27 protein-coding genes are annotated in these 26,301 nt (G+C 61.4%); 8 read left to right on the forward strand and 19 right to left on the reverse strand.

The window, feature by feature from the left end; genetic code table 11:
* Positions 1–122: 122 nt before the first annotated feature.
* From LDZ28_RS02000 to LDZ28_RS02010, 3 genes are all read right to left on the reverse strand, one after another.
* Positions 123–743 carry a hemolysin III family protein gene (locus tag LDZ28_RS02000; protein ID WP_244827074.1) on the reverse strand — a complete coding sequence of 207 codons (621 nt, stop codon included), beginning with the start codon at positions 741–743 and terminating at the stop codon, positions 123–125.
* Between the two features lie 110 nt (positions 744–853).
* On the reverse strand, positions 854–2,152 hold the full coding sequence (locus LDZ28_RS02005; RefSeq protein WP_244827075.1) for a cytochrome c: 1,299 nt from the start codon (positions 2,150–2,152) through the stop codon (positions 854–856).
* A 21-nt stretch (positions 2,153–2,173) separates the two neighbouring features.
* A complete protein-coding gene (locus LDZ28_RS02010; protein ID WP_244827960.1) occupies positions 2,174–2,917 on the reverse strand; it encodes a cytochrome c in 744 nt (247 codons plus the stop codon).
* Positions 2,918–3,385: 468 nt separating this feature from the next.
* Between LDZ28_RS02010 and LDZ28_RS02015 the strand changes: the two genes are divergently transcribed.
* On the forward strand, positions 3,386–4,327 hold the full coding sequence (locus LDZ28_RS02015) for a CopD family protein (RefSeq protein WP_244827076.1): 942 nt from the start codon (positions 3,386–3,388) through the stop codon (positions 4,325–4,327).
* Between the two features lie 15 nt (positions 4,328–4,342).
* Here LDZ28_RS02015 and LDZ28_RS02020 read toward each other — a convergent pair whose 3' ends face one another.
* The 7 genes from LDZ28_RS02020 to hda all read right to left on the reverse strand — a co-directional run bounded on the left by LDZ28_RS02020 (position 4,343) and on the right by hda (position 9,986).
* Positions 4,343–4,642 (reverse strand): hypothetical protein, encoded by a 300-nt coding sequence (locus LDZ28_RS02020; protein ID WP_244827077.1) that lies wholly within the window; start codon positions 4,640–4,642, stop codon positions 4,343–4,345.
* Between the two features lie 88 nt (positions 4,643–4,730).
* Positions 4,731–5,546 carry a 3-methyl-2-oxobutanoate hydroxymethyltransferase gene (gene panB / locus LDZ28_RS02025; RefSeq protein ID WP_244827078.1) on the reverse strand — a complete coding sequence of 272 codons (816 nt, stop codon included), beginning with the start codon at positions 5,544–5,546 and terminating at the stop codon, positions 4,731–4,733.
* A 47-nt stretch (positions 5,547–5,593) separates the two neighbouring features.
* Entirely contained in the window at positions 5,594–6,274 is a 681-nt protein-coding gene (locus LDZ28_RS02030) for a deoxynucleoside kinase (protein WP_244827079.1), read from the reverse strand.
* Entirely contained in the window at positions 6,271–6,831 is a 561-nt protein-coding gene (folK, locus tag LDZ28_RS02035; protein WP_244827080.1) for a 2-amino-4-hydroxy-6-hydroxymethyldihydropteridine diphosphokinase, read from the reverse strand. The genes LDZ28_RS02030 and folK overlap by 4 nt, the downstream gene beginning before the upstream one ends.
* Positions 6,832–6,929: 98 nt before the next feature.
* Positions 6,930–8,492, reverse strand: coding sequence for a polynucleotide adenylyltransferase PcnB (gene pcnB / locus LDZ28_RS02040; RefSeq protein ID WP_244827081.1), 1,563 nt, complete (start codon positions 8,490–8,492; stop codon positions 6,930–6,932).
* Positions 8,485–9,171: an HAD family phosphatase gene (locus tag LDZ28_RS02045; RefSeq protein WP_244827082.1), complete on the reverse strand. Its 687-nt coding sequence runs from the start codon at positions 9,169–9,171 to the stop codon at positions 8,485–8,487. Before LDZ28_RS02045 ends, pcnB begins: the two co-directional genes overlap by 8 nt.
* Before the next feature lie 11 nt (positions 9,172–9,182).
* Positions 9,183–9,986, reverse strand: coding sequence for a DnaA regulatory inactivator Hda (gene hda, locus LDZ28_RS02050; protein WP_244827083.1), 804 nt, complete (start codon positions 9,984–9,986; stop codon positions 9,183–9,185).
* Positions 9,987–10,253: 267 nt separating this feature from the next.
* Here hda and purM point away from each other — a divergent pair, with 267 nt between their 5' ends.
* Positions 10,254–11,309 carry a phosphoribosylformylglycinamidine cyclo-ligase gene (purM, locus tag LDZ28_RS02055; protein ID WP_244827084.1) on the forward strand — a complete coding sequence of 352 codons (1,056 nt, stop codon included), beginning with the start codon at positions 10,254–10,256 and terminating at the stop codon, positions 11,307–11,309.
* A 179-nt stretch (positions 11,310–11,488) separates the two neighbouring features.
* On the opposite strand, the gene miaA is transcribed toward purM, so the two are convergent.
* Together miaA and mutL are read right to left on the reverse strand one after the other, a co-directional pair.
* Positions 11,489–12,433, reverse strand: coding sequence for a tRNA (adenosine(37)-N6)-dimethylallyltransferase MiaA (gene miaA, locus LDZ28_RS02060; RefSeq protein ID WP_244827085.1), 945 nt, complete (start codon positions 12,431–12,433; stop codon positions 11,489–11,491).
* Complete coding sequence (mutL, locus tag LDZ28_RS02065; RefSeq protein ID WP_244827086.1) at positions 12,430–14,364, reverse strand: DNA mismatch repair endonuclease MutL; 1,935 nt, start codon at positions 14,362–14,364, stop codon at positions 12,430–12,432. Before mutL ends, miaA begins: the two co-directional genes overlap by 4 nt.
* A 193-nt stretch (positions 14,365–14,557) precedes the next feature.
* Between mutL and LDZ28_RS02070 the strand changes: the two genes are divergently transcribed.
* A complete protein-coding gene (locus LDZ28_RS02070) occupies positions 14,558–15,217 on the forward strand; it encodes a VTT domain-containing protein (protein WP_244827087.1) in 660 nt (219 codons plus the stop codon).
* A gap of 77 nt (positions 15,218–15,294) precedes the next feature.
* Here LDZ28_RS02070 and LDZ28_RS02075 read toward each other — a convergent pair whose 3' ends face one another.
* Positions 15,295–15,546 (reverse strand): GlsB/YeaQ/YmgE family stress response membrane protein, encoded by a 252-nt coding sequence (locus LDZ28_RS02075; protein WP_244827961.1) that lies wholly within the window; start codon positions 15,544–15,546, stop codon positions 15,295–15,297.
* A 382-nt stretch (positions 15,547–15,928) separates the two neighbouring features.
* On the opposite strand from LDZ28_RS02075, the gene LDZ28_RS02080 reads away from it, so the two are divergent.
* From LDZ28_RS02080 to LDZ28_RS02090, 3 genes are read left to right on the forward strand one after another with little or no spacing between them, the layout of a single operon-like run.
* Positions 15,929–16,819, forward strand: a complete 891-nt coding sequence (locus LDZ28_RS02080) for a peptidoglycan DD-metalloendopeptidase family protein (protein ID WP_244827088.1) — start codon at positions 15,929–15,931, stop codon at positions 16,817–16,819.
* A 36-nt stretch (positions 16,820–16,855) separates the two neighbouring features.
* Complete coding sequence (gene bamE / locus LDZ28_RS02085) at positions 16,856–17,410, forward strand: outer membrane protein assembly factor BamE (protein ID WP_244827089.1); 555 nt, start codon at positions 16,856–16,858, stop codon at positions 17,408–17,410.
* Between the two features lie 54 nt (positions 17,411–17,464).
* Positions 17,465–17,812: a hypothetical protein gene (locus tag LDZ28_RS02090; protein WP_244827090.1), complete on the forward strand. Its 348-nt coding sequence runs from the start codon at positions 17,465–17,467 to the stop codon at positions 17,810–17,812.
* 320 nt (positions 17,813–18,132) lie between these two features.
* Here the strand turns inward: LDZ28_RS02090 and LDZ28_RS02095 are convergent, their stop codons facing one another.
* Both LDZ28_RS02095 and LDZ28_RS02100 read right to left on the reverse strand, forming a co-directional pair.
* Complete coding sequence (locus LDZ28_RS02095; RefSeq protein WP_244827091.1) at positions 18,133–18,612, reverse strand: hypothetical protein; 480 nt, start codon at positions 18,610–18,612, stop codon at positions 18,133–18,135.
* A gap of 141 nt (positions 18,613–18,753) precedes the next feature.
* The gene (locus tag LDZ28_RS02100; RefSeq protein ID WP_244827092.1) at positions 18,754–19,422 is read right to left on the reverse strand and encodes a glycine zipper 2TM domain-containing protein; all 669 of its coding nucleotides are present in this window, start codon (positions 19,420–19,422) and stop codon (positions 18,754–18,756) included.
* Positions 19,423–19,655: 233 nt separating this feature from the next.
* Here LDZ28_RS02100 and LDZ28_RS02105 point away from each other — a divergent pair, with 233 nt between their 5' ends.
* Both LDZ28_RS02105 and LDZ28_RS02110 read left to right on the forward strand, forming a co-directional pair.
* Positions 19,656–19,811, forward strand: a complete 156-nt coding sequence (locus LDZ28_RS02105) for a hypothetical protein (RefSeq protein ID WP_244827093.1) — start codon at positions 19,656–19,658, stop codon at positions 19,809–19,811.
* Between the two features lie 371 nt (positions 19,812–20,182).
* A complete protein-coding gene (locus LDZ28_RS02110) occupies positions 20,183–20,902 on the forward strand; it encodes a hypothetical protein (protein WP_244827094.1) in 720 nt (239 codons plus the stop codon).
* Positions 20,903–21,689: 787 nt separating this feature from the next.
* Here LDZ28_RS02110 and LDZ28_RS02115 read toward each other — a convergent pair.
* The 4 genes from LDZ28_RS02115 to LDZ28_RS02130 form a co-directional block, all read right to left on the reverse strand.
* Entirely contained in the window at positions 21,690–22,199 is a 510-nt protein-coding gene (locus tag LDZ28_RS02115; RefSeq protein WP_244827095.1) for a Mov34/MPN/PAD-1 family protein, read from the reverse strand.
* On the reverse strand, positions 22,187–23,845 hold the full coding sequence (locus LDZ28_RS02120) for a ThiF family adenylyltransferase (protein ID WP_244827096.1): 1,659 nt from the start codon (positions 23,843–23,845) through the stop codon (positions 22,187–22,189). Before LDZ28_RS02120 ends, LDZ28_RS02115 begins: the two co-directional genes overlap by 13 nt.
* A 71-nt stretch (positions 23,846–23,916) precedes the next feature.
* Positions 23,917–24,948 (reverse strand): cyclic GMP-AMP synthase DncV-like nucleotidyltransferase, encoded by a 1,032-nt coding sequence (locus tag LDZ28_RS02125; RefSeq protein WP_244827097.1) that lies wholly within the window; start codon positions 24,946–24,948, stop codon positions 23,917–23,919.
* Positions 24,945–25,958 (reverse strand): patatin-like phospholipase family protein, encoded by a 1,014-nt coding sequence (locus LDZ28_RS02130; protein WP_244827962.1) that lies wholly within the window; start codon positions 25,956–25,958, stop codon positions 24,945–24,947. The genes LDZ28_RS02125 and LDZ28_RS02130 overlap by 4 nt, the downstream gene beginning before the upstream one ends.
* Positions 25,959–26,301 lie beyond the last annotated feature (343 nt).

The following is a 26,301-nucleotide window of genomic DNA, read 5'->3' on the forward strand; positions in this document are numbered from 1 at the left end:
TCGATTTATCGATGAGCGCGAAGCGTTGCCGCGGGGATTCGACGCGTTATCAAGACACGCCGGCTGGCCGTAAGTTGCATCGATGAAGCCGCGATGCCCGGGCTCACTCGCTTTTCGCCGCTTCACGCGACATAGCGCGCGACGCTCACGAACTGACAAAGACTGCCCGCCAGCACGAACAGATGCCAGATACCGTGGCCGTGCCGGATACGCTCGTCGTTGATGAAAAAGTAGATACCGGCGCTATAGATCACGCCGCCCGCCACCAGCCACGCGGTGCCCGCGGGCGGCAGCGCCGTCACGAGTGGACGGACGGCTACGAGCGCGAGCCAGCCCATCAACACGTACAGCACCATCGAAACGCTGCGGGTTCGGCGCCCGAGCGTGAGTTCCTGCGTAATGCCGAGAACCGCGAGGCCCCAGCTTACGCCGAATAGCGACCAGCCCCAGGGACCGCGCAATGTCACTAGTGTAAACGGTGTGTAGCTGCCTGCTATCAGCAAATAAATTGCCGAATGGTCGCACTTTTGCAGAATCGACTTTAGGCGAGGCGAGCGCGCGCAGTGGTACAGCGTCGAAATCAGGTAGAGCGCGCAGAGCATGGCGCCATAGATGGCGAAGCTCACGACCTTATAGGCATCGCCGTCCAACGCACCCATTACGACGAGCGCCACCAGACCGGCGATCGACAAGACCGTGCCGATCAAATGGCTGATGCTGTTGAACCGCTCGCCTACGTACATGCCCGATCCATACCGAAAGACGCGCCGGTGACGCGCCACAAAAGACAAGGGGCGCGGCCTAAGTTGAAGGCTGCGCCCCAGTGCGTATTGTACGCTGTCTTTCCCGAATGTCAGTCGAGCGGCGCCGAACGCAGATTACTCACCTGCTGCGGCGACACCGGCGTGCCGTGATTGCCCCACGACATACGGATGTACGTCACGACCGCGGCCACTTCCGTATCCGACAGCGACTGCGCGAACGGCGGCATGCCGTGCGGCATCGGGTTGCCACCCGTGCTCGGCGGATAACCACCGTTGAGCGTCATGCGGATCGGGTTGACGGCCGACGGCATCTGGATGGACTGGTTATTCGCGAGCGGCGGATATGCCGGCGGCTTGCCGAGACCATTCTCCTGGTGACACTTCGCGCAGTTCTCGGTGTAGACCTTCTTGCCCATGGTCAGCAATTCGCCGCCGAACTTCTCGGAGGTTTCGAGCTGCAACGACTCCGGCGCTTCCTTCTTTTGCGGAATCGACTTGAGATACGTCGAGATCGCGTTGATGTCGCCGTCGGTCATGTACTGCAAGCTGTTGTGGACGACTTCAGCCATCGGGCCGAACACCGCGCCACGCTGCGACACGCCGGACTTCAGCAAGTCGTTGATGTCCTTGATGTCCCAGTCGCCGAGACCGGCTTCCTTGTTCGACGTCAACGACGGCGCATACCAGTTTTGCAGCGGAATCAGACCGCCGGCAAATGCCGCCGAGCTGACCGGACCGCCCATGGCGTTGATCGACGTATGGCACATGGCGCAATGGCCGAGGCCTTCGACCAGATACGCGCCGCGGTTCCATTCGACCGATTTGGTCGGGTCCGGCTTGTACTCGCCTTCGCTGAAGAACAGGGTGCGCCAGCCGATCAGCAGATTGCGGTTGTTGAACGGGAAGCGCAGTTCATGCGGACGGCTCGCTTCGTTGACCGGCGGGACGGAGCGCAGATACGCGTAGATCGCGTCCGAGTCGGCGCGCGTAACCTTCGTGTAGCTCGTGAACGGGAAGCCTGGATAGAGCAGACTGCCGTCCTTCGAGCGGCCGGTGTGCATCGCGCGGTAAAAGTCGTCCGACGTCCATTTGCCGATGCCGAATTGATCGTCCGGCGTGATGTTCGGCGTGAACATGGTGCCGAACGGCGTCGCCATGGGCAGGCCGCCCGCGAATTCCTTGCCGCCGCGCACCGTGTGGCACGCGATACAGTCGCCGGCGCGCGCGAGGTATTCGCCTTGTTTGATCAGCGCGGCTTTGTCGGTAGGCGTCGCCGCGACGGCGCCGCGCGAATGCAGGTTGTCGCCGCCCGACCAGAGGACGGCGGCGGCTGCGACGGCTGCCACCACGACAGCCGAGGAGAGTGCGAACAGGGACTTGCGTTTCATTATGTTGTCGCTCCAGACGCCTTATTGCGGTTCGCTGCCGCAGGTCAGCGGCATCTTCAACGAGCCAGCGGGCGCGGGCACCGGGTTGGCGGGTGCGGTTTGCGTAGAGAGCCAGGCAGCGACGGCGGTCACGTCGTCGTCGGTCAGGCGCGAGGCGATTTGCTGCATGCAGTCAGGCGCTTTCGCGTGGCGCGTGCCCGATTTCCATGCACCGACTTGCGCGCTGATGTAATCCGAGTGCAACCCGACGAGGCCCGGAATGGCCGGCTGCATGCCGGTCAGACCCTTGCCGTGACAGGCCGCGCAGGCGGGAATGTTCTTCGATGCATCGCCGTTCAGCACGATTTGCTGGCCGCGCGCAAGCGTGGAAGCCGAAACGTTCGTCTTGGCGGGCGGCGGATACGGCGGGCGCTGGCTCGAGAAGTATCCGGCGATCTGATGAAGGTAGTCGTCCGAGAGATACGTGACGAGGTAGTTCATAGGCGGATACTTGCGCCGGCCTTCGCGGAAATTCTGGAGCTGGTTGTACAGATAATCGGCAGGCTTGCCGGCAAGACGCGGGAAATAGTCATTGTCCGTGCCTTCGCCATGAACACCGTGACATGCCGTGCAGCCTTGCACGCGCGCTGCCATGGTGTCCGGGGCGATCGGCTGGTTCTGCGCCTGGGCTTGTGCCTGACCCGCGCCGAATACGCCGGCGCTGCTGACGACGGCCAAAGCGAGCAGCGGACGAAAAATGCGTCTTGAAAACACGCGACACTCCATGAAATTCGGGGACCTGCCGAGCTTCGTGCGGCTCGGTGCGAAGGTGGCGAACCACGGCCACGCGTTGGGTGGCGGAGGGTGGCGGGCCACGGCCATAGTGGCTCGACGAGCCTCTGATGCGACGCGGAATTCTATCATCGATGCATGATGATGACTATTTGACACAACTTTCCGCCCTCACTGAGGCGCAATCGCGACAATCTGCCGCGTCGCAACCAAGAACTTTGACATAGCGCAACACAAGTGCATGTCGACAAAGCATCGACTTCTTCGTGCGAAAAACGGGGTCGCTGCACTCCATTCTCACGGCAAGCTTAGGAAGCTCGATGCACAGGTTCAAGACCTTTCAATGGTGCCGCGCAAGGTGCGTTCGTTTAGACTGCGCGAGCCGAGACTCGCAGGTTCTTCCATGATCTCCCCAGCCTTACATCCAACAATTGGCGTTCCCGAAGCGTCCACGGCGGCGCCATGAACGGCGATTTCGACTTTCTCTGGCTCGCGCAGGTCGTATTCGGAGCATTGAGCGATACCGCGTTTGCCTGTGCGCTTGGCGCGGCGCTCTTCGACGCGTGGCTCTGCGGCGAAAGAGCGCACGCGGTCGTTTCGCCTGCGCATCGGGGTTGGCGGCATGCAGCGCGTGCCGGAACCGTGGCCGCAATTACCTTCGTGGCTTGCAACTTCGTGTGCTTGTGGCTTCAGGCCGCGGCGATGAGCGGTTCGCCTGTCACCGATGCGGGCGCGTCGCTGTGGCTCGTTGCGACTAGCACGCAAGCGGGCATCGGCTGGCTGGTGGCGTTGGCGGGCGGCCTGGTGATCGTGCTGGCCTGCGCGACGGGCAGACCGCAAGGCGCATCGAAGACAGGGTTCGCGATCTTCGGCGCGCTCGTGGCCGCTGCAGGGAAAGCGGCTATCGGCCATGCCGCCGATGCCGGCGCGTTTTCTCTCGCCGAAGCCGTGCAGACGCTGCATCTGCTTGCCACGGGCGTGTGGGGCGGAATCGTCATCGTGGGCGCGCTGGCGACGTTGCCGGCGCTCGGAACATCGGTGGCGCGTGCGTTCTTGATTCGCATCGTCGCGCGTATGTCGCGGGCGGCGACGCTCGCGGTGATCGTCATCATCGCGACGGGCGTGTTCAACGCGTGGCGCGGCACGGACGGATCGGCGGCGGTGCTCGTCGACAGCAACTGGGGGCACGCGCTGATCGTGAAGACGGGACTGGTTCTGGCGGCGCTCGCCTTGGGCGCGCTCAACCGCTGGTCGGTGTTGCCGCGCCTGCAGCGCACGGCATCGACGATGGATGCGCACACGGTCATCAACGTGATGCGCCTTGAAGCGGTGCTGATGCTTTGCGTGTTCGCCACGGCGTCGGTGTTGTCTCACGGCGTGCCGGGCGCGGCGCTCGCCGGCTGAACGCGTTTCGAACGGTTACTCGTATCCCAGCCGATGGCTGACGATCGGCGCGCAGAACAGCGCCACCGCGCAACCGATCACTTTCCCCTGCAATTCGACATAAGCCGTGTGCGAGCTTGCAACGAGCAGCACTTCGAGCATTTGCGGCGCGCAGAAAATGCCCGCCACGCCAATGAACCAGTTAGTAACGACAGGAATGCGCCAGCCACGCTGCGCGCCAATTGCCGCCGCAACGACGCGCGCGACGCCGAAAACGACGAGCGCGCCGACGGCCATCTGCGCGCGGATATATTCATCGGGAAGGACTTGCCACATGGCTGTTCTCGTTCTTGGTGACTGTTCGCAGCTTACTTTGCAAGAATCTCGCCATATGTACGACAAAACGCAATCGGCGTCAAAAAAATCAGAAGGTGTGTTCCGGGCCGGGGAATGTGCCTTCACGCACTGCGCGCACGTAAGCGTCGACCGCCGCGAAAATGGTCGGCTGTCCCTGCATGAAATCTTTGACGAAACGCGGACGCTTGCCGTGGAAGATGCCGAGCATGTCGTGCAGCACCAACACCTGTCCCGAGCAGTCGATGCCCGCGCCAATGCCGATAGTCGGAATCGCCAGACTCTCGGTCACTTCGCGCGCGAGCAGCGTCGGCACGGCTTCGATCACGAGTAAGCGGGCGCCCGCCTGCTGGAGCGCCAGCGCGTCGCGGCGCATTTGCTCGGCGGCCGCTTCGGACTTGCCCTGCACCTTGAAACCGCCGAACGCGTGCACCGATTGCGGCGTGAGACCGACGTGTCCGCATACGGGAATCGAACGCTCGACGAGAAAGCGCACCGTGTCCGCAAGCCATTCGCCGCCTTCGAGCTTCACCATCTGCGCGCCGGCGCGCATCAGTTGCACGGCGTTGGCGTAGGTTTCCTCGCGCGATCCGATGGTGCCGAACGGCATATCCGCGACGATCAGCGCGCCCTTGCTGCCGCGCGCCACGCAAGCCGTGTGATACGCGATGTCCGCGAGCGTGACCGGCAGCGTCGTCGCATGGCCCTGAAGCACGTTGCCGAGCGAATCGCCGATCAGCATGACATCGACGCCCGCGCGATCGAGCAGCGCGGCGAAGCTCGCGTCGTAGCACGTGAGCATCGCGATTTTTTCGCCGGCTTCACGCATGGCCTGGAGTTTCGGGACGGTGATCGCCGAACGGCTCGTTTCCTGCAAGTACGTCATGGTCGTTTCAAAACTCGATTAGGGGAAAACAGCAGCAAGCCTGGCGCTCAGACCGACACGCCTTTCACGAAAGATTCCTTGCGTCCGCGCATGGTCTCGATGCGCTCGACGAGCAACGCGAGATCTTCTTCCGATGTCAGCGGGTTCAGATGCTCCGCGTTCACCGTGAGCAGCGGCGTTGCATCGTAGTGATAGAAGAACTCGTTATACGCATCGCACAGTGCGCGCAGATACGAATCCGAAATCTGCAGTTCCATGGGCAGCGCGCGTTTTTGAATGCGCGAAAACAGCACTTCGGGACTCGCCTGCAGATACACGACGAAATCCGGCGCGGGCCCGGTCGTACCGATGCGTGAGGCCAGGTCCTTGTACAACTGGAACTCGTCGTCGGGCAGCGTGAGGCGTGCGAAAAGCTCGCTCTTTTGCGTGAGAAAGTCCGCGATCAACGGCGTATGGCCGGTGAGCATTTCCGCGGCTTCGCGCGTCTGCGTCACGCGCTGCAACGCGAAACTCAGTTGCGTCGCGAGCGCATGGCGCGTGGTGTCGCGATAAAAGCGTTCGAGAAACGGGTTGTCCTGCGGGCGCTCGAACAGCGTGCGCATGGACCAGCGTTCGGCGAGCAAGGTTGCAAGCGTGGTCTTGCCCACGCCGATCGGACCTTCGATCGCGATATAGCGGTGCGGCGGGCGCAGTTGCGGCGCGGTGACAGTGAGAGGCGGAGCGCTCATCGGCAATTGGGTTTGGTGGCGGCAGCGGGTGCCTCTGCTGCACTGGATGGAGCGGCGCGCGTGAGCACCTGACATTGGCAGGTCGCGACCTGCTCGATACGCTGATCGGCGACGCCCGCGAGAAATGCATTGGCGCGGCCGCGTCGCGGAATGACGAGCTCGGGTTCGAGTTCGAGCAGCGGCACGAGCACGAACGCGCGCTCCGTCATGCGCGGATGCGGCACGATCAGGTCCGCTTCGTCGATGCCCGACTGGCCATACAGCAGGATGTCGAGGTCGAGCGTGCGCGGCGCATTGCGATACGGCCGCTCGCGCCCGAATTGTTCCTCGATGTGGTGACACAAGCGCAAAAGCGCGCGCGCCGGCAACGATGTTTCGAGCTTCACGACGCAATTGAAATAGTCGTCGCCCGAAGAGTCGATCGGCGCGGTGCGGTAAAGGCTCGATTTGGCGAGCACGGTGATCGTGTGCTGCTGGGCGAGACACACGACTGCGTCTTTCAGGGTCTGGCGCGCATCGCCGAGATTCGCTCCCAGGCCCAGATAAGCAATCGTCATGGCAGAAGTCCTACGCCGTCGTTCGGCGAAAAGCGGGTAGATCCCGGCGATACGGCCCGGGGGCAAACCTGTATTCGCTACTGTAACGAAAAGCGGCGCTATTCGTTGTCGGCGCCTTCGACTGGGCCCGAGTCGCTCGCCGCGCCTGCTTCGTGTGCTTCGTGCTCCGCGGTCTCACCGTTCTTGCGCTTTGCGTTGCTGCGCCGCCGGCGCTTCTTCGGACCGCGATCTTTCGTGCCGCCTTGCGTAAGCAATGCTTCGCGATCGGCGTGATCGGCTTCGATGAAATCGGTCCACCATTGACCGATTTCGGCATCCAGTTCGCCCGACTCGCAACGCAGCAGCAAGAAATCATAACCCGCTCTGAAGCGCGGATGTTCCAGCAGCTTCAAGGCGGTGCGGCCGCGCTTTTCGAGCCGATGCTGAAGCCCCCAGATCTCGCGCATATCCGACGAAAAACGCTTGTGAATGGCGAGCTTTTCGGTCTGCATGTCGAGCACGTCGTCCATTGCGCGATGCAGCGCCGGCACCGGATAGTCGCCGGCTGCGGTGAACTGTTGCCAGCGCGTCTGCACGTCGTGCCAAAGCAGCGTGGCGAAGAGAAAGCCCGGCGACACCGGCTTGCCCGCGCGCACGCGTTGGTCGGTGCTCGTCAACGCGAGCGTGACGAACTTCTCGCCATGCGGTTGCTCCAGCACGACATCGAGCAAAGGCAGGACGCCATGATGCAGCCCTTCCTTGCGCAGACGCGTGAGACACGCCAATGCGTGACCGGAAAGCAAGAGCTTAAGCATCTCGTCGAACAGACGCGCGGCGGGCACGTTGTCCATGAGATCGGCGAGTTCCTGAATGGGCGCGCGCGTAGCGTCGTCGATCTCGAAGCCGAGCTTGGCCGCGAAGCGCACGACGCGCAGCATCCGCACCGGGTCTTCGCGATAACGCGTGGCCGGGTCGCCGATCATGCGCAACAGGTGCGCGCGGATGTCGGCCATGCCGTCGTGATAATCCAGCACGGTTTGCGTGGCCGGATCGTAGTACATCGCGTTGATGGTGAAGTCGCGGCGCGTGGCGTCTTCGTGCTGCTCGCCCCACACGTTGTCGCGCAAGACGCGGCCGCTCGCGTCGACCGCGTGCGTGCGCGTGTCGAGTTCGCTGCGCTTGTAGCGGCGCGGCGCTTCGGCGGCGGGCGCGGTTTGCGCGGGCGGTGCATCCACGAGCGCGCGGAACGTGGAAGTCTCGATGATCTCTTGCCCGAACTGCACGTGCACGATCTGAAAGCGCCGCCCGATGATGCGCGCGCGCCTGAAAAGCCGTTGCACTTCGTCGGGCGTGGCGTCGGTCGCGACATCGAAGTCTTTGGGCGCGACGCCGAGCAGGAGATCGCGCACCGCGCCGCCGACGATGAACGCGCGATGCCCCGCCTGTTGCAGCCCGTCGGTCACGCGCACCGCGTTCTTCGGGATGAGCGAAGGATCGATGCCATGAACATCCGACGACAGGATGACCGGCACGCTCGGATCGCGCTTGGGCGGCGCGACGGTTTTCTTGCGCGTGCTCTTGCGAGCCGGTTTCGTTTCTGACGAAGCGCTGGCTTGAACGTCGCCATCGGTGGTATCGGCGCTTTCTTGTCCGAACAGCTTGCGGATGAGTTTTTTAATCACGTGTATCGAAGAGATTCAGAATGCGCCAGCCTTTGGCTTGCGCATGCGCGCGCAGGGTGTCGTCGGGATTGGTTGCGACCGGGTCGGTCACGCGTTCGAGCAACGGGATGTCGTTGTGCGAATCGCTATAAAAATAGCTGTGTTTGAAGTCGGCGAGCGACTTGCCGAGCGTGCCGAGCCATTCCTCGACCCGCACGATCTTGCCTTCGCGATAACTCGGCGTGCCGGTCGGCCGGCCCGTGAGCGCCCCTTGCGGGTCGTTGTCGACGGTTTCGAATTCGCAAGCGATCAGCGTTTCGATGCCGAACGCTTCCGCGATAGGCGCGGTGATGAACGCGTTGGTCGCGGTGACGAGGCAGCAGAGATCGCCATTATCCTGATGCTCGCGCACGAGCGTGACGGCAGCCGGGACGATGCGCGGATTGATCACCTCGCGCATGTACTGCGCGTGCCAGTCGTCTAGTTGCTCGCGCGAATGCTTGGCAAGCGGCCCCAGCATGGCGTGCAAATACGCGTTGATATCGAGCACGCCCGCCTGGTATTGAGCGTAGAAGGCATCGTTTTGCCGCGCGAAGCTGTCTGCATCGACGATACCGAGCTTGACCATGAAGCGGCCCCATTCGTGGTCGCTGTCGGTGGGAATGAGCGTGTGGTCGAGATCAAAGAGGGCTAGGTTCATGGGAGCGCATTTTACTTGAAGCGGGTCGGAGCGTTGTCTGTAGCGGCGTGCGCGTGAGGCTCGCCGAACAGGTCGATGGAATCGGGCGATGCGCTTTCCGTCTCGGACCCGGCCAGGTCCCACGAAGGCTGGCCGAAGCGCGCGAGCACGGTGCGCAAAAGCGGCATGGTCACGGCGCGCTTTTTTTCGAGCGAGAAGCGGTCGAGTTCGTCGAGCAGCGCCATGAGACTCGGCATGTCGCGCCGGAAATGCGTGAGCAGATAAGCGGGCACGCCTTCGGCCAGCACGATGCCGCGCTCGCGCGCCGCGTGCCGCAGCACCGACGCCTTGGCGTCATCCGCGAGCGGCAGCAGATGGAACACGAGGCCCCAGCCGAGCCGCGTGCGCAGGTCCTCGCGCACGGCGAGCTGCATTGGCGCGACGTTGCCGGTCGCGACGAGCGCGCTGGCGGGGTAAGCGCGCACTTCGTTGAAGAGATTGAACAGCGCGATTTGTTGCGCGGGCGAGAGGCCGTCGCAATCGTCGACGGCGTAGAGCGTCACGCGCGGATCGAAACCGAACGCGTTCAGCGCGCTTTGCGGGCTCAGAAAGCGCGCGCGGCCGTTCGCCTCGTACACGAGCGCGTGCAGCAGATGGCTGCGGCCGCTGCCGGCTTCGCCCCAGATATAGAACGTGCGATCCGCGACGGGTCCGGCCGCGAGCGCGCCTTCGAGCTCGCGCAGGCGCGTCACCAGTTCGTGGTTGCTCGCGGCGAAGAAGTTGTCGAAGGTGGCGGGCGGTGGTGTGCCCAGGTCGAGCGTCAGTTGGCGTTGCACGTGAGAAAGGAGTCGGTTCGGGCTGTTTGGGCGGATCGGTTGTGTCTTCGTCTTGTCTTCGTCGTGTCTTGAAAACAGGCGGTTCGGGTGCGCCGATGTTCGAAACGCCGCCGCTGGCCGCCTTTCGCGCGCGGCGCCGCTGCTTTCGCCGGACCGTATTCGATCTCGAAAAGAGCGCCGGCAGGCTTCGATGCACGCGCGGGAAAACCAGCCGGACGGCTGTCATCGGGTAAAATCGCATTTTACCGACCTTCTTGCGCTCCCCCCATGAATCAACCGAAATCCGCCCCTGATGCTCCCGGTTTGTCGTATCGCGATGCGGGCGTCGACATCGACGCAGGCGACGCGCTCGTCGACCGGATCAAGCCGTTCGCCAAGAAAACCTTGCGCGAAGGCGTGCTGGGCGGCATCGGCGGATTCGGCGCGCTGTTCGAAGTGCCCAAGAAGTACAAGGAACCGGTGCTCGTGTCGGGCACGGACGGCGTCGGCACCAAGCTGCGTCTCGCGTTCGAACTGAACCGGCACGACACGGTGGGCCAGGATCTCGTCGCCATGAGCGTGAACGACATCCTCGTGCAGGGCGCGGAACCGCTCTTTTTCCTCGATTATTTCGCCTGCGGCAAGCTGGACGTGGATACGGCGGCGGACGTGGTGAAGGGCATCGCGCAGGGTTGCGAATATGCGGGCTGCGCGCTGATCGGCGGCGAGACGGCGGAAATGCCGGGCATGTACCCGGACGGCGAGTACGACCTCGCGGGCTTCGCGGTCGGCGCGGTGGAGAAGAGCAAGATTATCGACGGCAGCACGATCAAGCCGGGCGATATCGTGCTGGGTCTCGCGTCGAGCGGTATCCATTCGAATGGGTATTCGCTGGTGCGCAAGATCATCGAGCGGGCCAATCCCGATTTGAACGCCGATTTCGACGGCCGTTCGCTCGCCGACGCGCTGATGGCGCCCACGCGCATCTACGTGAAGTCGCTGCTGTCGGCCATGCAGACCGTGACCGTGAAGGGCATGGCGCATATCACGGGCGGCGGTCTCGTCGAAAACATTCCGCGTGTGCTGCGCGAAGGGTTGACGGCTGAGCTGGATCATCGCGCTTGGCCTTTGCCGCCGCTGTTCGCATGGCTACAGAAGCACGGCGGCGTCGCGGATGCGGAGATGCATCGCGTGTTCAACTGCGGCATCGGCATGGCGGTGATCGTCGCGGCGGAAGACGCGCAGGCAGCCACGGGCTTGCTGTCGGCAGCGGGTGAACAGGTTTGGCAGATTGGTGTGGTGCGGGAAAGCGCGGAAGGGGAGGCGCAGACGGTGGTGGTTTGAAGGCTTGCCGCGTTGTGATGTCGGTGTGGAAAACCCTCGCTGGTGGCGGGGGTTTTTGTTTTTTAGCGCGACTGTTCGTCGTTACGGTTCACAGCGCAACACAAAGAATAAAAACAAAAACGAGCAATTCTTGAAGCTATCGTTTTTATCGGTCCCGCGCGCCCACCTTTTCAAGTGGCTTACCCCCCCACCGCCAACACCGTCGCCACCGCCCGCTCCGTTGCATCCCCCGCGCAACAATCCACCACCGCCCGCTCCGGTATCGAACGCAGCCAAGTCAACTGCCGCTTGCACAACTGCCTCGTCGCGAAGACGCCCTTATCGCGCATTTCGTCATAGCGTGTCGCGCCGTCGAGATACTCCCATGCTTGCCGATAACCCACGCATCGCATCGACGGCATCGACAGATCGAGGTCGCCACGGGCGCGCAGCCGCTTCACTTCGTCGATGAAACCGTGCGCCAGCATCGCATCGAAGCGTGCCGCGATACGCGCATGCAGCACCGCGCGATCCGAAGGTTCGAGTGCAATCGGCACGAAGCGATACGGCGCATCGCCCGAAGACTCGCGCGGCGCGGCAAGCAGCGCCGACATCGGCTGCCCGGTGAGCATGAACACTTCGAGCGCGCGTTGAATGCGCTGCGAGTCATTGGGCGCGAGACGCGCGGCGGTTTGGGGATCGATTAACGCAAGTCGCGCATGCAACGCCGGCCAGCTGTCGCGCGCGGCATCGGCATCCAAAAGAGCGCGCGTATCGGCATCGGCGGGAGGCAAGTCGTTCAAGCCCTGCGTGAGCGCCTTGAAGTACAGCATCGTGCCGCCGACCAGCAGCGGCACATGCCCGCGCGCGACGATTTCGCCGACGAGCCGCAGCGCATCGTCGCGAAACTGCGCGGCGGAATAGCTCTGTGAGGGATCGATGATATCGATCAGATGATGCGCGGCCAGCGCGCGTTCTTCCGCGCTCGGTTTGGCCGTGCCGATATCCATCTCGCGATAAACCAGCGCCGAATCCACACTGATAATCTCGACCGGCCGCGCCGAGCGCGCGGCAATCGCAAGCGCCGCCGCTGTCTTTCCCGATGCCGTCGGCCCCAATAAACACGCGATGGAACGAGCCGTCATTGTCCGCGCATGAAGAGGCGGTCGAGGTCCGCGAGCGTGAGTTGAAACCACGTCGGCCGGCCGTGATTGCATTGATCGGCGCGTTCGGTTGCTTCCATCTGGCGCAAAAGGCCATTCATTTCATCGAGCGTAAGGCGCCGGTTGGCGCGCACGGCGTGATGGCACGCGAGCGTTCCAAGCAACTCGTGCTGACGCTCGGTGAGCACGCGCGACCCGCCATACGCCTGCAAATCCGCCAGCACGGCGCGCGCAAGCGCTTGCAGATCGGCATCCTTGAGCAGCGCGGGAACTGCGCGAATGGCAATCGATGTCGGCGAGAGCACGGCCAGATCGAAGCCGAGCGCATCGAGCGTGGCGCGCTCTTCCTCGACAATGCCGATCTCGACCGCATCCGCCGTCATCGATACCGGAATCAGAAGCGGCTGCACGGCGATCGCACGATCCGCAAGCGCATTCTTGAACTGCTCGTAGAGAATGCGTTCGTGCGCGGCGTGCATGTCGACGATCACGAGTCCGCGCGCGTTTTGCGCAAGCACGTAGATGCCGTGAATCTGCCCGACGGCGAAGCCGAGCGGCTGGTCATCGGCGTGATCGAGCGGAGCGGGTCGCGGCGCATAAGCCGGCGCGCTTTCGCCGGCCCATGCCACCGAAGGCGACGCATCGGGCGCGGCGTTGTCCTTGCGGCCAAAGAGCGCGTCGTACAGCGCAAGCGGCTGCGCGACAGGCAAGGTGCCCTGCATCATGCGCGACTGGCGCATCCATGACGTGCCGTTTTCGCCGCGCATCGGCGCCGTATCGCCGCTGCCCGTGGTGTAAGGCTTTGCGCTGAACGAAGCCGGTCCGGTCGGCGACAACTGCGCCGCATGCCCGCCCGACGTGGTTTCCGGCGACGCGCCCGCTTGCCGCGCGAGCGCGCGCTGCACGGCATGAAACACGTATTGGTGAATCGAGCGCGAATCGCGAAAGCGCACTTCGATCTTCGACGGATGCACGTTCACATCCACCGATTCGGGCGGCAAGTCGAGGAACAGCACATAGGCCGGATAGCGATTGCCATGCAGCACGTCTTCATAGGCCGCGCGCACCGCGTGCGTCAGCAGCTTGTCGCGCACGAAGCGGCCGTTGACGAAGAAATACTGTTGATCGGCGCGTCCGCGACTGGCGGTCGGCAGGCCCGCGCAACCATAGACGGCGAGCGGCCCGGCGCGTTCATCGAGCGGCAGATGCGCGGTTTCGAACACCTCGCCGAGAATCTTCGCGACGCGCGTCCGCGGATCGCTCGCGTTCCAATGCTCGACGGCCTTGCCGTTGTGCATCACCGAAATGGCGACGTCCGGGCGCGCGAGCGCCATGCGCCGGATCACATCGAGGCAATGCCCGAGTTCGGTCTGTTCGCTCTTGAGGAACTTGCGTCGCGCGGGCGTGTTGAAGTACAGCTCGCGCACTTCCATGGTGGTGCCGACCGTGCCGGCTGCCGGGGAAATGGCGCCCGTTTGCGCGTCGATGCGCGTCGCGTGCGGACAACTCTCGGTGCGGCTCGTGATGAACAACTCCGCGACGGAAGCGATCGAGGCAATTGCCTCGCCGCGAAAGCCGAGCGTGGCGACGGCTTCCAGGTCCGCGAGCGAGCGGATTTTGCTGGTCGCGTGGCGTAAAAGCGCGAGCGGAAGTTCGTTGGGCGGAATGCCGCTGCCGTCATCGGCAATGACGATTCGCTTCACGCCGCCTTCATCGAGCGTGATGCGCAGGGTGCGCGCGCCTGCATCGAGCGCGTTTTCCAGCAGTTCCTTCACGACCGATGCCGGCCGTTCCACCACCTCGCCCGCCGCGATCTGGCTGATGAGCTGGTCGGGAAGCGGCGCGATGGCGCGCGAACCGCGCGCGGCGTCTGCGGTCAATGTGTAGGCGGAGGGATCGTTGAGTTCGGCCATCCCGAATTATAGCGATTCGCATCCGAGCGTCCCGATGCGCGATTTTGGCGGCAAAAGGGCGTCGAGACGGCGTCTGGATGAGCGCTTCCTAATTGAAGGCGCGTTTGCGTTCGGTATCATGGCGCGACCTTCCACGGTTCTTGACGGCGGGCAGATTCCTGTCGCGCCGGGCCATTTTTTTCGAGGAAAGCTTTTGGACACGCTGCTGCAATTTCTAGGGATGATCCTTCACATCGACAAGTCGCTCGGTGTCTTTATCCAGCACTACGGCGCTTGGGTCTATGCGGTGTTGTTCCTCATCGTGTTCTGCGAAACCGGGCTCGTCGTATTCCCGTTCCTGCCGGGCGATTCGCTGTTGTTCATCGGCGGCGCGTTTGCCGCGTCCCACGCGATGGACTTGAGCGCGCTCATCGTGCTGCTGCTCGTGGCGGCTGTTCTGGGGAACACGGTGAATTACTGGATCGGGCGCGCTATCGGCCCGAAGGTGTTCGACACCAACATTCCCGTGCTGGAGCGCTTTCTCGACCGCGCGGCGCTGCAAAAGACCCATAACTTTTATGAGCATCACGGCGGCAAGACTATCGTGATCGCGCGCTTCGTGCCGGTGGTACGGACCTTCGCGCCGTTCGTGGCGGGCGCTTCGTCGATGAATCACACGCGCTTTCAGTTCTTCAATATTCTGGGCGCGCTGGTTTGGGTCCTGTTGCTCGTGCTACTCGGCTACTTCTTCGGCAACATTCCGTTCATTCGGCAGTATTTGAACGTGATCGTGCTGGTGGGAATCGGCGCGGCAGTGGTGCCGATCGCGCTGGGTGCGCTTTGGAAGCTGACGCGGCGGCGCTCGAAGGCGTAAGCCGTAACGGCAATTGCTGCTTTGGGGCACTGAAATCGAGCGAGACGCGTGTTACTGCGCGCCTCGCTCGATGCGTTTTATCCGCGGCGAATCAGGCGGATAAGGAACAGCAGCACGACTGCGCCGATCACGGCCGTCACGAGCGAGCCGAAGATGCCACCGCCGAACGAGATACCGAGCGTGCCGAACAGCCAGCCGCCGATCAGACCGCCGACCACGCCGACGATAATGTCGACGATCACGCCGAAGCCGCTGCCGTTCATGATGAGACCGGCGAGCCAGCCCGCGACGCCGCCGATGATCAGCCAGAGGATGATTCCGTGTTGCAAGAAATTCATGAGAAAAAACTCCGAGAGATTGGATGATTGCAGGACTGCAGGAAGCTCCTGCTTTCGAGCGCGGTGAATTTAGCCCAAAGAACGGCCACGCGGACCGGCCTGAGTGTCAAGTTTTGTCGATGCCACGGCTCGCGCCAGACACGGCAAGCGCGTCGAAGATAGTGTGTAATTTGATCAAAATTTAGAATGCCGAAACGCCCGGTGCACCGAATGGCCACGTGTGTCGTTTATGTCACGACGGCGGAATTGTTTCGGTAATGTTTTATGCTGGCGGATGTTGATCGTTTCACGTAATGCAACAGGAGCGGCGCGACGCATTGCTGTAATCGGCGCTGTGGGCTTTGAACACGCTGCAAGAGACTAGAACAAGAGAATGAGAACGTTGGTGTCGATGCAAATGGAAGGTTTCAAGCTATTCAGCCGCGCGGGCATCGCGGGGGCAGCGGTCGCGGCAGTGCTCGCCGGATGTTCCTCCACACCGCGCACGCCCGCGCCTATCGTCGAGAGTTCGGCGTCGAGCGCGCCGCCTGTCGTTCAGACGACGTCGCCCGCCGTCATTCCCGCGCCGGTCGTGCCGCTCAACGCGCCGCCAGCGGAGCCGGGCTTCTATCGCGTGAAGCCGGGCGACACGCTTTACGGCATCGCGCGAAACTACAAGCAGAAGCCCGACGACCTCGCCAAATGGAACACGCTGCCCGAAAGCAAGCAGGTGAATATCGGACAGTTGTTGCGCGTGGTGCCGCCGGGCGCAGCCGTGGCATCCGCGAGCACGGCGCAAAAGAAAGACATGCCGCCGCTCATTGCCACACCGCAGAAGTCATCGAGCGACAAGACCGAAAAGTCCGTCGCGCAAAAGCCCGCGCCCGAAGCCAGCGAAGAACATGTGAGCGCCGCCAGGGGCACGTTCGTGTGGCCCGCGAAGGGCGAGGTCGTGCGCAAGTTCGGCGCGAGCGGCAACAAGGGAATCGATATCTCCGGCAAGGTCGGGCAGCCCGTGAAGGCGGCGGCCGGCGGCAAGGTCGTGTATGCGGGCAGCGGCTTGCGCTCGTATGGGCGCATGATCATCGTGCGGCATGGCAACGATTTTCTGACCGCTTACGCCTATAACGACAAGCTGCTCGTGCACGAAGGCGATACGGTCAAGCAAGGTGCGACCATCGCCGACATGGGCACGGGACCGAGCGGCTCTCCGGAGCTGCATTTCGAAGTACGCAAGTCGGGCGCGGCGGTTGACCCGTTGCCCCTGCTTGGCGCAGGTGGTTGAGAATGAAGGTTGAAAAATGAAGGTCGAAGGAGAGTGATGGTGAAGAAAGTCATGGGCGCGGCATGTGTCGCGCTGTCATTGCTTGCTGGCTGCGATCAGCAGCAAAGCGAGGATGGGTTGAACAAGCTCAAGGCAATTTTCAATGCCGTGAAGCCCGACAATCTGCTGCTGAAGGATTTGCAGCCTGGCGTCACGACCGAGGCGCAGATTCGCAGTCAGATGGGCGACCCGGAAATCGAACGGACTTTCACCGACGGGTCCAAGCGGCTCGAATATCCGCGCGGCCCGGCGGGAACGAACACCTATTTCGTCGATCTCGACGCCGACGGACTCTTCGTGTCCGTGACGCAGGTCCTGACCGCGGCGAATATCGCGAAGGTAAGGCCCGGCATGACGCAGGATGAAGTGCGCCGGTTGCTTGGCAAGCCGACCACCGTCGCGGAGTATCGACTGAAGCAGGAACGCGTGTGGAGTTGGCACTGGCTCGAAGATGGCGTGAATCGCGACGCCATGTTCAACGCGCATTTCGATCCGAACGGCATCGTGGTGACGACTTCGCGCTCGGAGGCGGAGGGCGGCGGACGTCATTGAGAGGTTGCAGAGGCAATGAACAATCAGAATAACGACAAGAGACGAAACGCCTTGATGAATGACGCCGCGCGCTATCGCGACCGTTATCTGCAAGACGCGAACGATGCGACGCTCACGCTCTGGGCTTGCGACCGTGGTCATCACTGGGACGACGCGGTAGATGCGGCTCAGAATATTCGTTGCATGAACTGCGCGTCGCACCGGCGCGAGGTCGAGATGCAGCGCTTGCATGGCATCGCGCAGATGCGCGGCGGTGCGCTGTTATCGCCGGGCCGTGCCGACATCAAGGCGCCGCCTTCCTGGCGATGCGCGTGGGGACACGTCTGGGATGCGGATATCGAATCCGCGCAGCGTTCATGGTGTGCGGAGTGCGGCCGGACGGTGTTCTCGAAGTACCGCTGAGTCGCGCAAAAAAGAAAAGCCGGCGAGTGCCGGCTTTTGAGCTTCTTTGTCGGAGCGATGGCGTGGTTCGCCTGCTACTCGCCGGGCTGTTGGCAAAACCGTGCGCTCTTTATTCGTTACCTGCCTGGCGCGCCTGTGCCTTTACCCACAACTCGGTCGAATGCCGCCCATCTTTTTTGTGGTCCGTTTGCGCTTGAATCGACTTCCCCCGTGCGCAGACACAGTATCGAGGCAACGGTTTTGTATGAGTGTTCGTTCTCGAACACACGCAAGCAAGATACGTGGCGGATAAACCCTTAACCGTCCAATCGGCTTTTCGACTAAGCCAGTTCTTCGTGTTTGGCCTCGTGACGCAGGTTCGCCGCGACGAGCGATTGCGTGACCATGCGTGCTTCGGCTTGCGCAATGTGTTCGAGCGTCGCGTCTTCGAGCTGGTCGGCATAGATGGCGAGTGCATCGCACAGGTTGGCGTGCGCTGCGTCGTCGAGCGTCCACTCGCCCGTGCCGGTGTGCCGCTCGTCCAGTTCGACGAGCGCTTCGTAGGCTGCGGTGATGTCGTCGGCGTGATCCGTCACGTGACCGAGCTGGCCGAGTTCTTCCGCGATCAGCAAATGCCGGCACAGCGCCATGAAGAGCGGCTTCGAGCCGTGTCCGCGCCGGAAGGCGTCGAGTGCGGCATAGGCTTGAAGCAGCATGGCGTTGGTCATCGGTTCGCGGGCGGCGCGGCTATAGGTCAGCGCGCGCAACAGCGGCGACATGGCAGGACGGCCGGACTTCATATTCGTCGATTTTTTCTTCACGGAAATCTCCGGAACAGGTTCTTGCTCGCGCACCCGAACCGGCGGGCCGGGACGCTTCGTGCAATGAGCATGGAAACATCATCGCACTCGATAATTAGTGTTGTCTTAAGACGCGTCAGGCTTTGCAAAGGCGCGCCGTTCTCAAGCCGGGCTCAGCGATTCACCCGCCACGCGCACTCGCTCGCCGACCGTGACGCCAGGCGCGCTGTCGTAATTGAAGCTGCGCACGCTGCCATCGTTCATGCGGACTTGCACCTGATACGACGTCGTCTTGTGGACGACATGTTCGATCTGATTGCCCGCGAGCCCGCCGCCAAGTGCGCCGATGATCGTCGCCGCCGTGCGTCCGCGACCGTTACCGATCTGCGTCCCCGCCAAACCGCCGACGACCGCGCCGCCTATTGCGCCGAGACCCGTGGTGGGCTGCGCGGTCTGCACCGCGTTCACCGCCATGACCTGGCCGGCATACGGATCGTACGCCGGTTGGGCTTCGACCGCTGCGGGCGCCGCGGCCGCCACGCTATGTGCCGTCGTCGACGCCGGTTTCAAGTGATGCCCGCGAACCGCACGCGGCAATCGATCCGCGTCGCTCCCAGTCAGAGCCGGCGCGCTTGCGGGCGACGCCTTGGCGACTTGCCCATCTACCAGCGGCGAAGCCGTCACGGCCGTCGCGGTGGCTTTCGATGACGGCAGAAGGCCGGTCATCGCGGCCACGCCTGTACCGCAAGCGAGGATCACCGAGACGGCGGCCGCTGCCATGAGCGGATGAATACGCGAGGGCTTTTGATCGAAGTGGGGTACGGCGTTCATGGCAGCGTCTCCGTTGAGTGCTTGCAAGGCATTGATGCCTGCCTGCTATAACGCCGCGTTTGCTGCCCGGTGGACGCGTTCGGTGTGACATTTGTAAGCAAACATCTCCGCTTGATTCGAACGAGGAGGCGTTTGAGAAGCGTCGCGTCACTTCGCGGCGGGCAAGTCACGCGTGTTGAGTGTCATGGCGACGAGCGCGTAACCAAGGAGATGCGGAAAGGCGCCGGTCATGCATGAAGACAAAAAAACGCTGGCATGCCGGGAAGCGCGCCGAAAGCAAAAAGCCGCTGATCCTTGCGGAACAGCGGCTTCTTTTGATGCTGGTGGCGAATCAGGGAGGGCAACCCACCCAGGGCGATTCGCCAACCAAATCAATCGCTTGGCGCTAGAAAGCCAAAAGTTTGCCAAAATAAGGGTGGCTCACCATCAGTATCACGTGACGTCATCACTTACGCAAGTCTGGAAAGCTCCTCAGCTAACCGTCCTCCGCCTGTTCCAACGGCTCAGAAATAGAGCGCGTGCGTTTCGAAGGTGCCATGGGGAGACCGCGACGTGCGTGCGAATCGTCTCGTGTTACTCTCTTTGCTAATCGTTGAGAGTTGTGTGCGGCAATTGAAAAAAACTGCGGAGGTGTTTTCGCGAGAGACATCGCTTGGAGTGCTTTATGTGGTTGGCTGGAGAATGTAGTGACGACAGCCGACAATCGCTACACGAACTTAATATTGAGCTTCGTGACATATAGAATGAGAGTCGAGAGAAAATGGCCACTCTTGTTGAAAACTTCAAGTTAAAAATTTTTCCTAGCTTTATGACGTGGTTCACGGTTTGTTGCGTAACGTTTTTTATATCCGGGATTTTTAGCGGCAAGGGCGATGTTCTTGATTTTCCAGGTATTGAGGTCATACAAAGATTTGATGAGCCACTCTTCATCTTCATTTTTCCTATTGTTGCTGGATTGTTTTGGTCGTTGATTGACGCGGTCTCTTCGGTCGTGCTGGGGCTTGTTGTTCTTTGGGAAAGGTTGAAGGCTTGGGTGGTGCGATTGATGATAAGAAGAACTGCTGCCCCGAAAAATAATTTGCTCGCAGTAATATCGGGAGGTGGTTCCAATAAGCAAGTCAAATTGATGTTTGCGAAAGAGTCTATATCTCAATTCATCGCGCTAGGCTCGATCGAGATGTCAATAAGTGTTTTGTCAATGCTGTTGAAAACATTAGTTAATGCGCCTATTCTTTGGCGCACTATTTTCAATGGCGCGTGGCCGGCGATGCTGCTCTGGGTGATAGCATTGTTCTGGGATTGGCGCCTCTCGGCATCTTCAATCGCTGCTGTCGGGGTGGCATCCGTTGTGCCTCAAGGACAGCCTGGTCAAACGGTGGCAGGAGCTACGCCAAATCCAAGCATCACCCCGGCGTCTTCACAAAGTGGTTCATCCGGAACGCAAGCGAATAAGCCGGGCGGTGGGGGCGCAGTGCCGTGACTTTTAGAGATTGAAATAAACTCTAATGGCAAGGCCCGCTAACCCCATGAGGACTACGGTCAAGGCAGTTGCTCGGTCAGTCATGTGGAGGCGAGATCTCACGGTCCTAAACATTGTCTTTACGTCCATCATTTTCGAATAACAGTCGGAGGCCGAAGGGGGGTGATTATAAGAAAGCGCTCGGCCTTTGCAACCTCGCAAAAGAAATTGGCGACGGACGGTCTGCGCCTCTTTTCTTCTGCCGAATGTCCCTGCCGATACAGTTCAGACTGGCTGATCCGCTCAACTTTTTTGGCATTCGATTTTTGGCCTGTGCATACGAGAGCCCGTCATATTTTCGTGCGCTCTACAGGTCGATCGTGCTCGACGCTAACCAATGCGCACTGTTATTATCGGAGCAGAAATCAAGAAACCGCACGGCCGCTAGTGTCGATCAACTGACCGAAGAGGAGCCCATCCCATCGCTTAGAAAGCGGAAGGCAACGCGCAGGCTGGGCCTTGTGTGGGAGTGCGACGAGTTTGCTGCGCGCCTCCGGTTAGGTCGCGGAGGGACTTCAAACTCGTGCTATGAGGGGGTCTTTTCACTTCCCTCTCGTTTGGAGATTTCCGGTGCTGCTATCGATTAAACAATTCCGCGCAAAATGCGGTGGTGCTTTTTTCAATGTCAGGTCTGCCGCAAGCCGATGAACGGCGAGCTGCCGGTCAGTTCTCACGCTCTAGGACAGGAGACCGTCGATGATGTCCTGCGAACTTAACCCGTCTTTTTCAGCTCGCTCGGCGAGATCTCTTATTCGCTCGCGCTCGCATGAGTCCAGCGTTCAATCCCATCCGAGCTGCCGCTATAAAAAGCGACCCCGCTTTCGCCGCTTTCGGTGCCTTGGATCAGCATAAAGAGGACATTGACGCGCAATCGTGATTTCGCGAGCAATCGCGAAAGCGCGTCGGTGTCGTCGCGCGACGCGGTTGGTCGCGGCTCGGGATGTGTGTGCCACTCTCCTAGATAGACCAATCCTCGCTGAACGCAACGGTCGATTTCTCGTTGCGCTGAGATCGGATCAGACCGAAACGACGTCCGGGTTCGTTCGTCCTCGCGGCGTGGCCCATTGGCTTCCAAAATTTGAATAACTGAGCCATCAACGGATCCGAACAGTTGTCCCCCAGCTTCTCGCGCACAGGCGCGAATCTGTCGATATCGACGAAGATGCGCCAATGCCTCCGTCGCTATCTCAACATGTTGGTCGAATCGTTCGTGGCGAATGAGCAAGGGCCGCCCCAGCATTTCAGCTAACGCGGCCATGGCATTTCTCGCTCAGTCATGCCCGCGTCGAACGTCGTTGCCAGAGTGGCTCCCGATCTGGCAACGCGGTCGCGATCGCCAAGCCAGACGCGATAGGTCGACGCGGCGCGACGGCCCATCAAAGAATCGAGCGCGAGACGAGTGGCCAGCGCAACGGTGTTAAGCATGTCGAGCGCGCTGTAAGGCTGAAACGACGTTCCGCATCCTGCTTCGGTGACGGTCCCGACCGACGATGGCCAGTTCGACGTCATAGCCAGTTTAGGTCGCCCGGCGATGTCGAACAGCTCCGTCAGGTCGGTGTCGGAAACCAGAAGCGCTGCATGGCCGGCGCAGGCAAGCTCTTCGGCCCACGCGACCAACCACGGGCGTTTGACTGCGGCTCTTTTGCGGCGTTCGTTCACGCGGATGTCGGTCGGCAAGAACAATCCAGCCGTGATCACCAAATCCGCCGCGTCGATTTTCACAAGTTGGTCTTCTGGCAACTGCTCGTAGCGTTGGTCGAACGAGCAGGCTTGCCGGATGGTGGGAAAGTCCCTTTTCAGCTTCTTGGCCAATCCGCTCGCCTTCTTGCCGCCAGTCTCTGCGGAGCCAAGCACATGACGCGAAGTGTTTTCTGAGGCCAAGGTGTCATGGTCGATCAGCATCAGATTGCCAACGCCGGATTGCGTGAGCAGGCGGGCGATTTCAGCCCCCAAAGCGCCGCACCCGATCAATGCGACGGTCTTTTCAGCGAGAATGGCCGCCGCCGGATTGTGGTCGCGACCATGAACCCAAGAGTGGTCCGCTCTCACGACCTGCACACGCTCGACTCGACGACCGGAGTAGGCGGGCAGAACACGAACGTCTGGCAGTCGTGCGCCCGGTCGAAACCCTTTCCACATGTCCCTCTTCGAGGGGCACTGTAATTGGACTGCGACAAACACCGCGCCTGTCTTAGTCGGCATGCCCAGCAGAACGGGGAAAAAGCGCGGAGGATCGAGCATCGGAAGGATTTGCTCGCAACCGATCAGCCTAAGCAGATCGCTCCCGGTCGATGGGTATTGCGCGGGGACCAGCGCTTCGTCAAGCATCGCGAACCACGCGCGCATCGGCTTTGGCGCATCGCCAATGTTGGAATGACGGAACCAAGACAATAGCTGAGTTTCCGAATCTGCAAAGACAAAGGCGCCTCGGTGATTCGCATAAAAAATAGCGCGAGAAACGCCCGCGGGAGGGAATAGCGATCGCCAAGATTTTGTGTCGCCCGATTCGCGTTCCCAATAGGACAGCGCTTCGCGTTGGAATTCCGCTTTGCGCGCGGCTTCGTCCATCGAAAAGAGCATTGCGGCGTCCGTCACAGCCCGCTTAAGGCGCTCATCGATTGGGAGCCCGAGAGGTTGACTGGCCAGACACAGCATCCCTTTTCCTTCCACATGTGGCCATCGCTCCGCCAAGCGGCCTTCGGCTTGCGGCGCGCACACGCGAAATTGCGAGAAAGGAAAGACGTCATCAATGAGCAAAATCACGTGGTCGACGCGAGGATGCAAGTGCTCGCCGAGGGGCATGTCGAGCTTCCAAGCGCCCGCGATCGGGAAGGAGCCCGCGAGCTTCGCCTGAAGTCCGGCCACCTCTCGTCCGCGCAGCTTGCGCCATTCGTCGGGCCACATGTGCCGCAGCGTGTTCTCGATGGCGCGCCCGGCAGACGACGCGCTGGCCGCTGGCGTTATTGGAGACGAGCTCAACCGAATCTTCCGCCGCCGTCATCGCGCCGATCAAGCGCTTCTGTGGAGACAACAACGCGCGACTTGTTTCCGCCGCCTCCGCCGTTGGAGGGCGAGGGCTGTCTGGAAAAGAAGCTCGTCGCGAAGGTTTCGTCCCATGCAGCCCGCGCCTCGCCGCGTGTCGGCTCGTCGTCCAAGACGAGCAATGTGTCGAGAGCTTCGGCCAATTTGTCGCGCAAGAACGCAGCTTTCGCGTCGCCCTCTTTCGCAAGCGGCGTCTCCCCGACGGGATGCTCGACCACAAGGGATCGCTTCAAGCGAGCGTGGACTTTCTCCCATGTGTCGCGCAGCGACTGGTCGTCGCGGTCTTTGGCCGGGACGAACTCGTCGCAAACAAGGCGCGAAATCATTATTCCGCTGCCCGTCCTTTCCTTCCAGTCTTTGCGGCTTCGCGCGTAGAACTTTGTCAGCCTCACGACCTTGCGCAGTTGTTTCGCGTTGTCGCCAGCGTTCGCCACGTGGTCTTGGAACCACCGCGTAACCTTTCGGGCATCAGAGAGCTCCCACGCATTTTCACTGGCGAGCTCGTGCTTTGTGGTCTTTCCCCCGTGGCTGTCGATATCGACAAACGTCCGATACACGGGAATGTCAATGTGATAGCCCTGCGGATAGGGTTGCCGAACGCAATTGCGGTGCACCTCGGCGTCGTTCGCCATGCGTTGGTCTTGGGCAAGCGCGTCTCGCACTCTTTCTTTGGCTTCCCGCGGGGTCAGCGCGCGGCCATCGGCGTCGACGAGGTCGCCTTCTTTGAAATACGCGCCGTCGTCGATGTCGTATTCGTTATCAGCGTCCTGAACCATTGTGTGCATCGCGTAGGACCCTTGCGAGTGATGGTCAGGCAAGGGATGCCCGTCGCGGCCCAAACCTTTCTCCAGCCGTGTTCGCCCGCTGTTGCGACGGTCGTGCATTGCTTGGCGTTGGCTTTGAGCTAGCGTGACTTTCTCGCCGTGAAAGGCGCTCATTTCTTTATGGCAATCAAACATGGTCATTCGCTCGGGTTGTTCCCGATGCGTGTCCTGAACGCATCGAGAAAGGCTGCTGCGGCCGGTTCGCCGCGATCGGCAGAGGCCCACAGGAAATCAACATCAGACACCGCTTGGCGCGCCAGAGCGTTCAAAACTTTCGGGCGAGCGTCGTCCATGTTGGAAAGATAATTTCGAAGCTCGTTGGACGGGCACTGAGCGGGCAGGCGCCACCCACCGCTGCCGGCGCCGCGCAACTCTAGGATTTTTTTCGCGATGTAGTCGTATCCAACAGCTTGCGCGTTTATCGACGCTTCCATTATTTTGAGGCCAGCTTTCCAGCCGCCTGCGCCTCGAAAACGCTTGCTGTCGGGGATTTCTTCGCCGCCTTGCGCGGGGAGAGAGCCAAGCATGAAAAGGTGGATCGGGCGGTCGCCTTGGCTTGCTGCTGCGCAGATTTCAATCGCTTCGATCGCGCCAAGCGCGCCCGGGTTGTTCGCCCAAAGGCCACCGTCTGTGTAGACGACGCCCACGCCGTTGTCCGGCTCGGTCAGCGAGGCGAGCGCGCGCAAAATCGGCGCCGCGGTGCTCGCCATGCAGGCGTCAACGAGAGTTCGGTGATCATCGCGGCCGTTCAAGCGCTGAATGTGCCGCGTCTTGAACACAACCGCCGCGTGCCGCGCCATGTCCACTGTTGGAATCGCCAACGCGATTCCTCGTCTATCGAGCACTTGCGCGAATGTCGTTTCACCCAGCTCGGCGGTCAGCGCTTCCTTCAAAGCGGCCTCGCCGCTGCGATTCCCGAAGCCACACGCCCTCAAGATGTCGCCGATCACCGGAATGGCTCGAAATCGCTGGCCGGGGAAAATGCTCTGGCCATGCGTTTCGTAGAGTTTCCGAACATCTCGCGGGCTCTTGCCCGCCGCAAGCGCGCACGCAACTATGGCTCCCGTGCTCGTCCCCACCAACAGGTCGAAGACGCTGCCAGCATCGATCGGAGGAAATCCCGGATTTGAGTTGGCCATCCGAGAGATCACAGAGTCCAAGTAAGCCGCTTGGTAGACGCCTCGCATGCCTCCGCCGTCGAGACACAGGACTGTAAAAGGGCGTGCTGGCATCATGAAGCTTTCAGCGTGAAGGTTCGGAAAGGTTATTTTATACCGATCCTAGTTGTTGACCATTCAGAGGGCACTATATATAGTGTTGTATGTATTTTGCAACATATAATAAGTGCCGAATTGACCAAGAGCGCCACCGTCGAGTCCGACGATATCCTTTCAGGGCGTTGCGTAGTTTGTGGGACTGGAGGCGGGGACGCTGGACGCGAATAGTCGGCAAATCCGATCGTCCGCCAATGCAGAGCGCGACCCAAGGCTTTCA

Origin of the sequence: Caballeronia sp. TF1N1, assembly GCF_022878925.1 — a bacterium.
Taxonomy (GTDB): domain Bacteria; phylum Pseudomonadota; class Gammaproteobacteria; order Burkholderiales; family Burkholderiaceae; genus Caballeronia.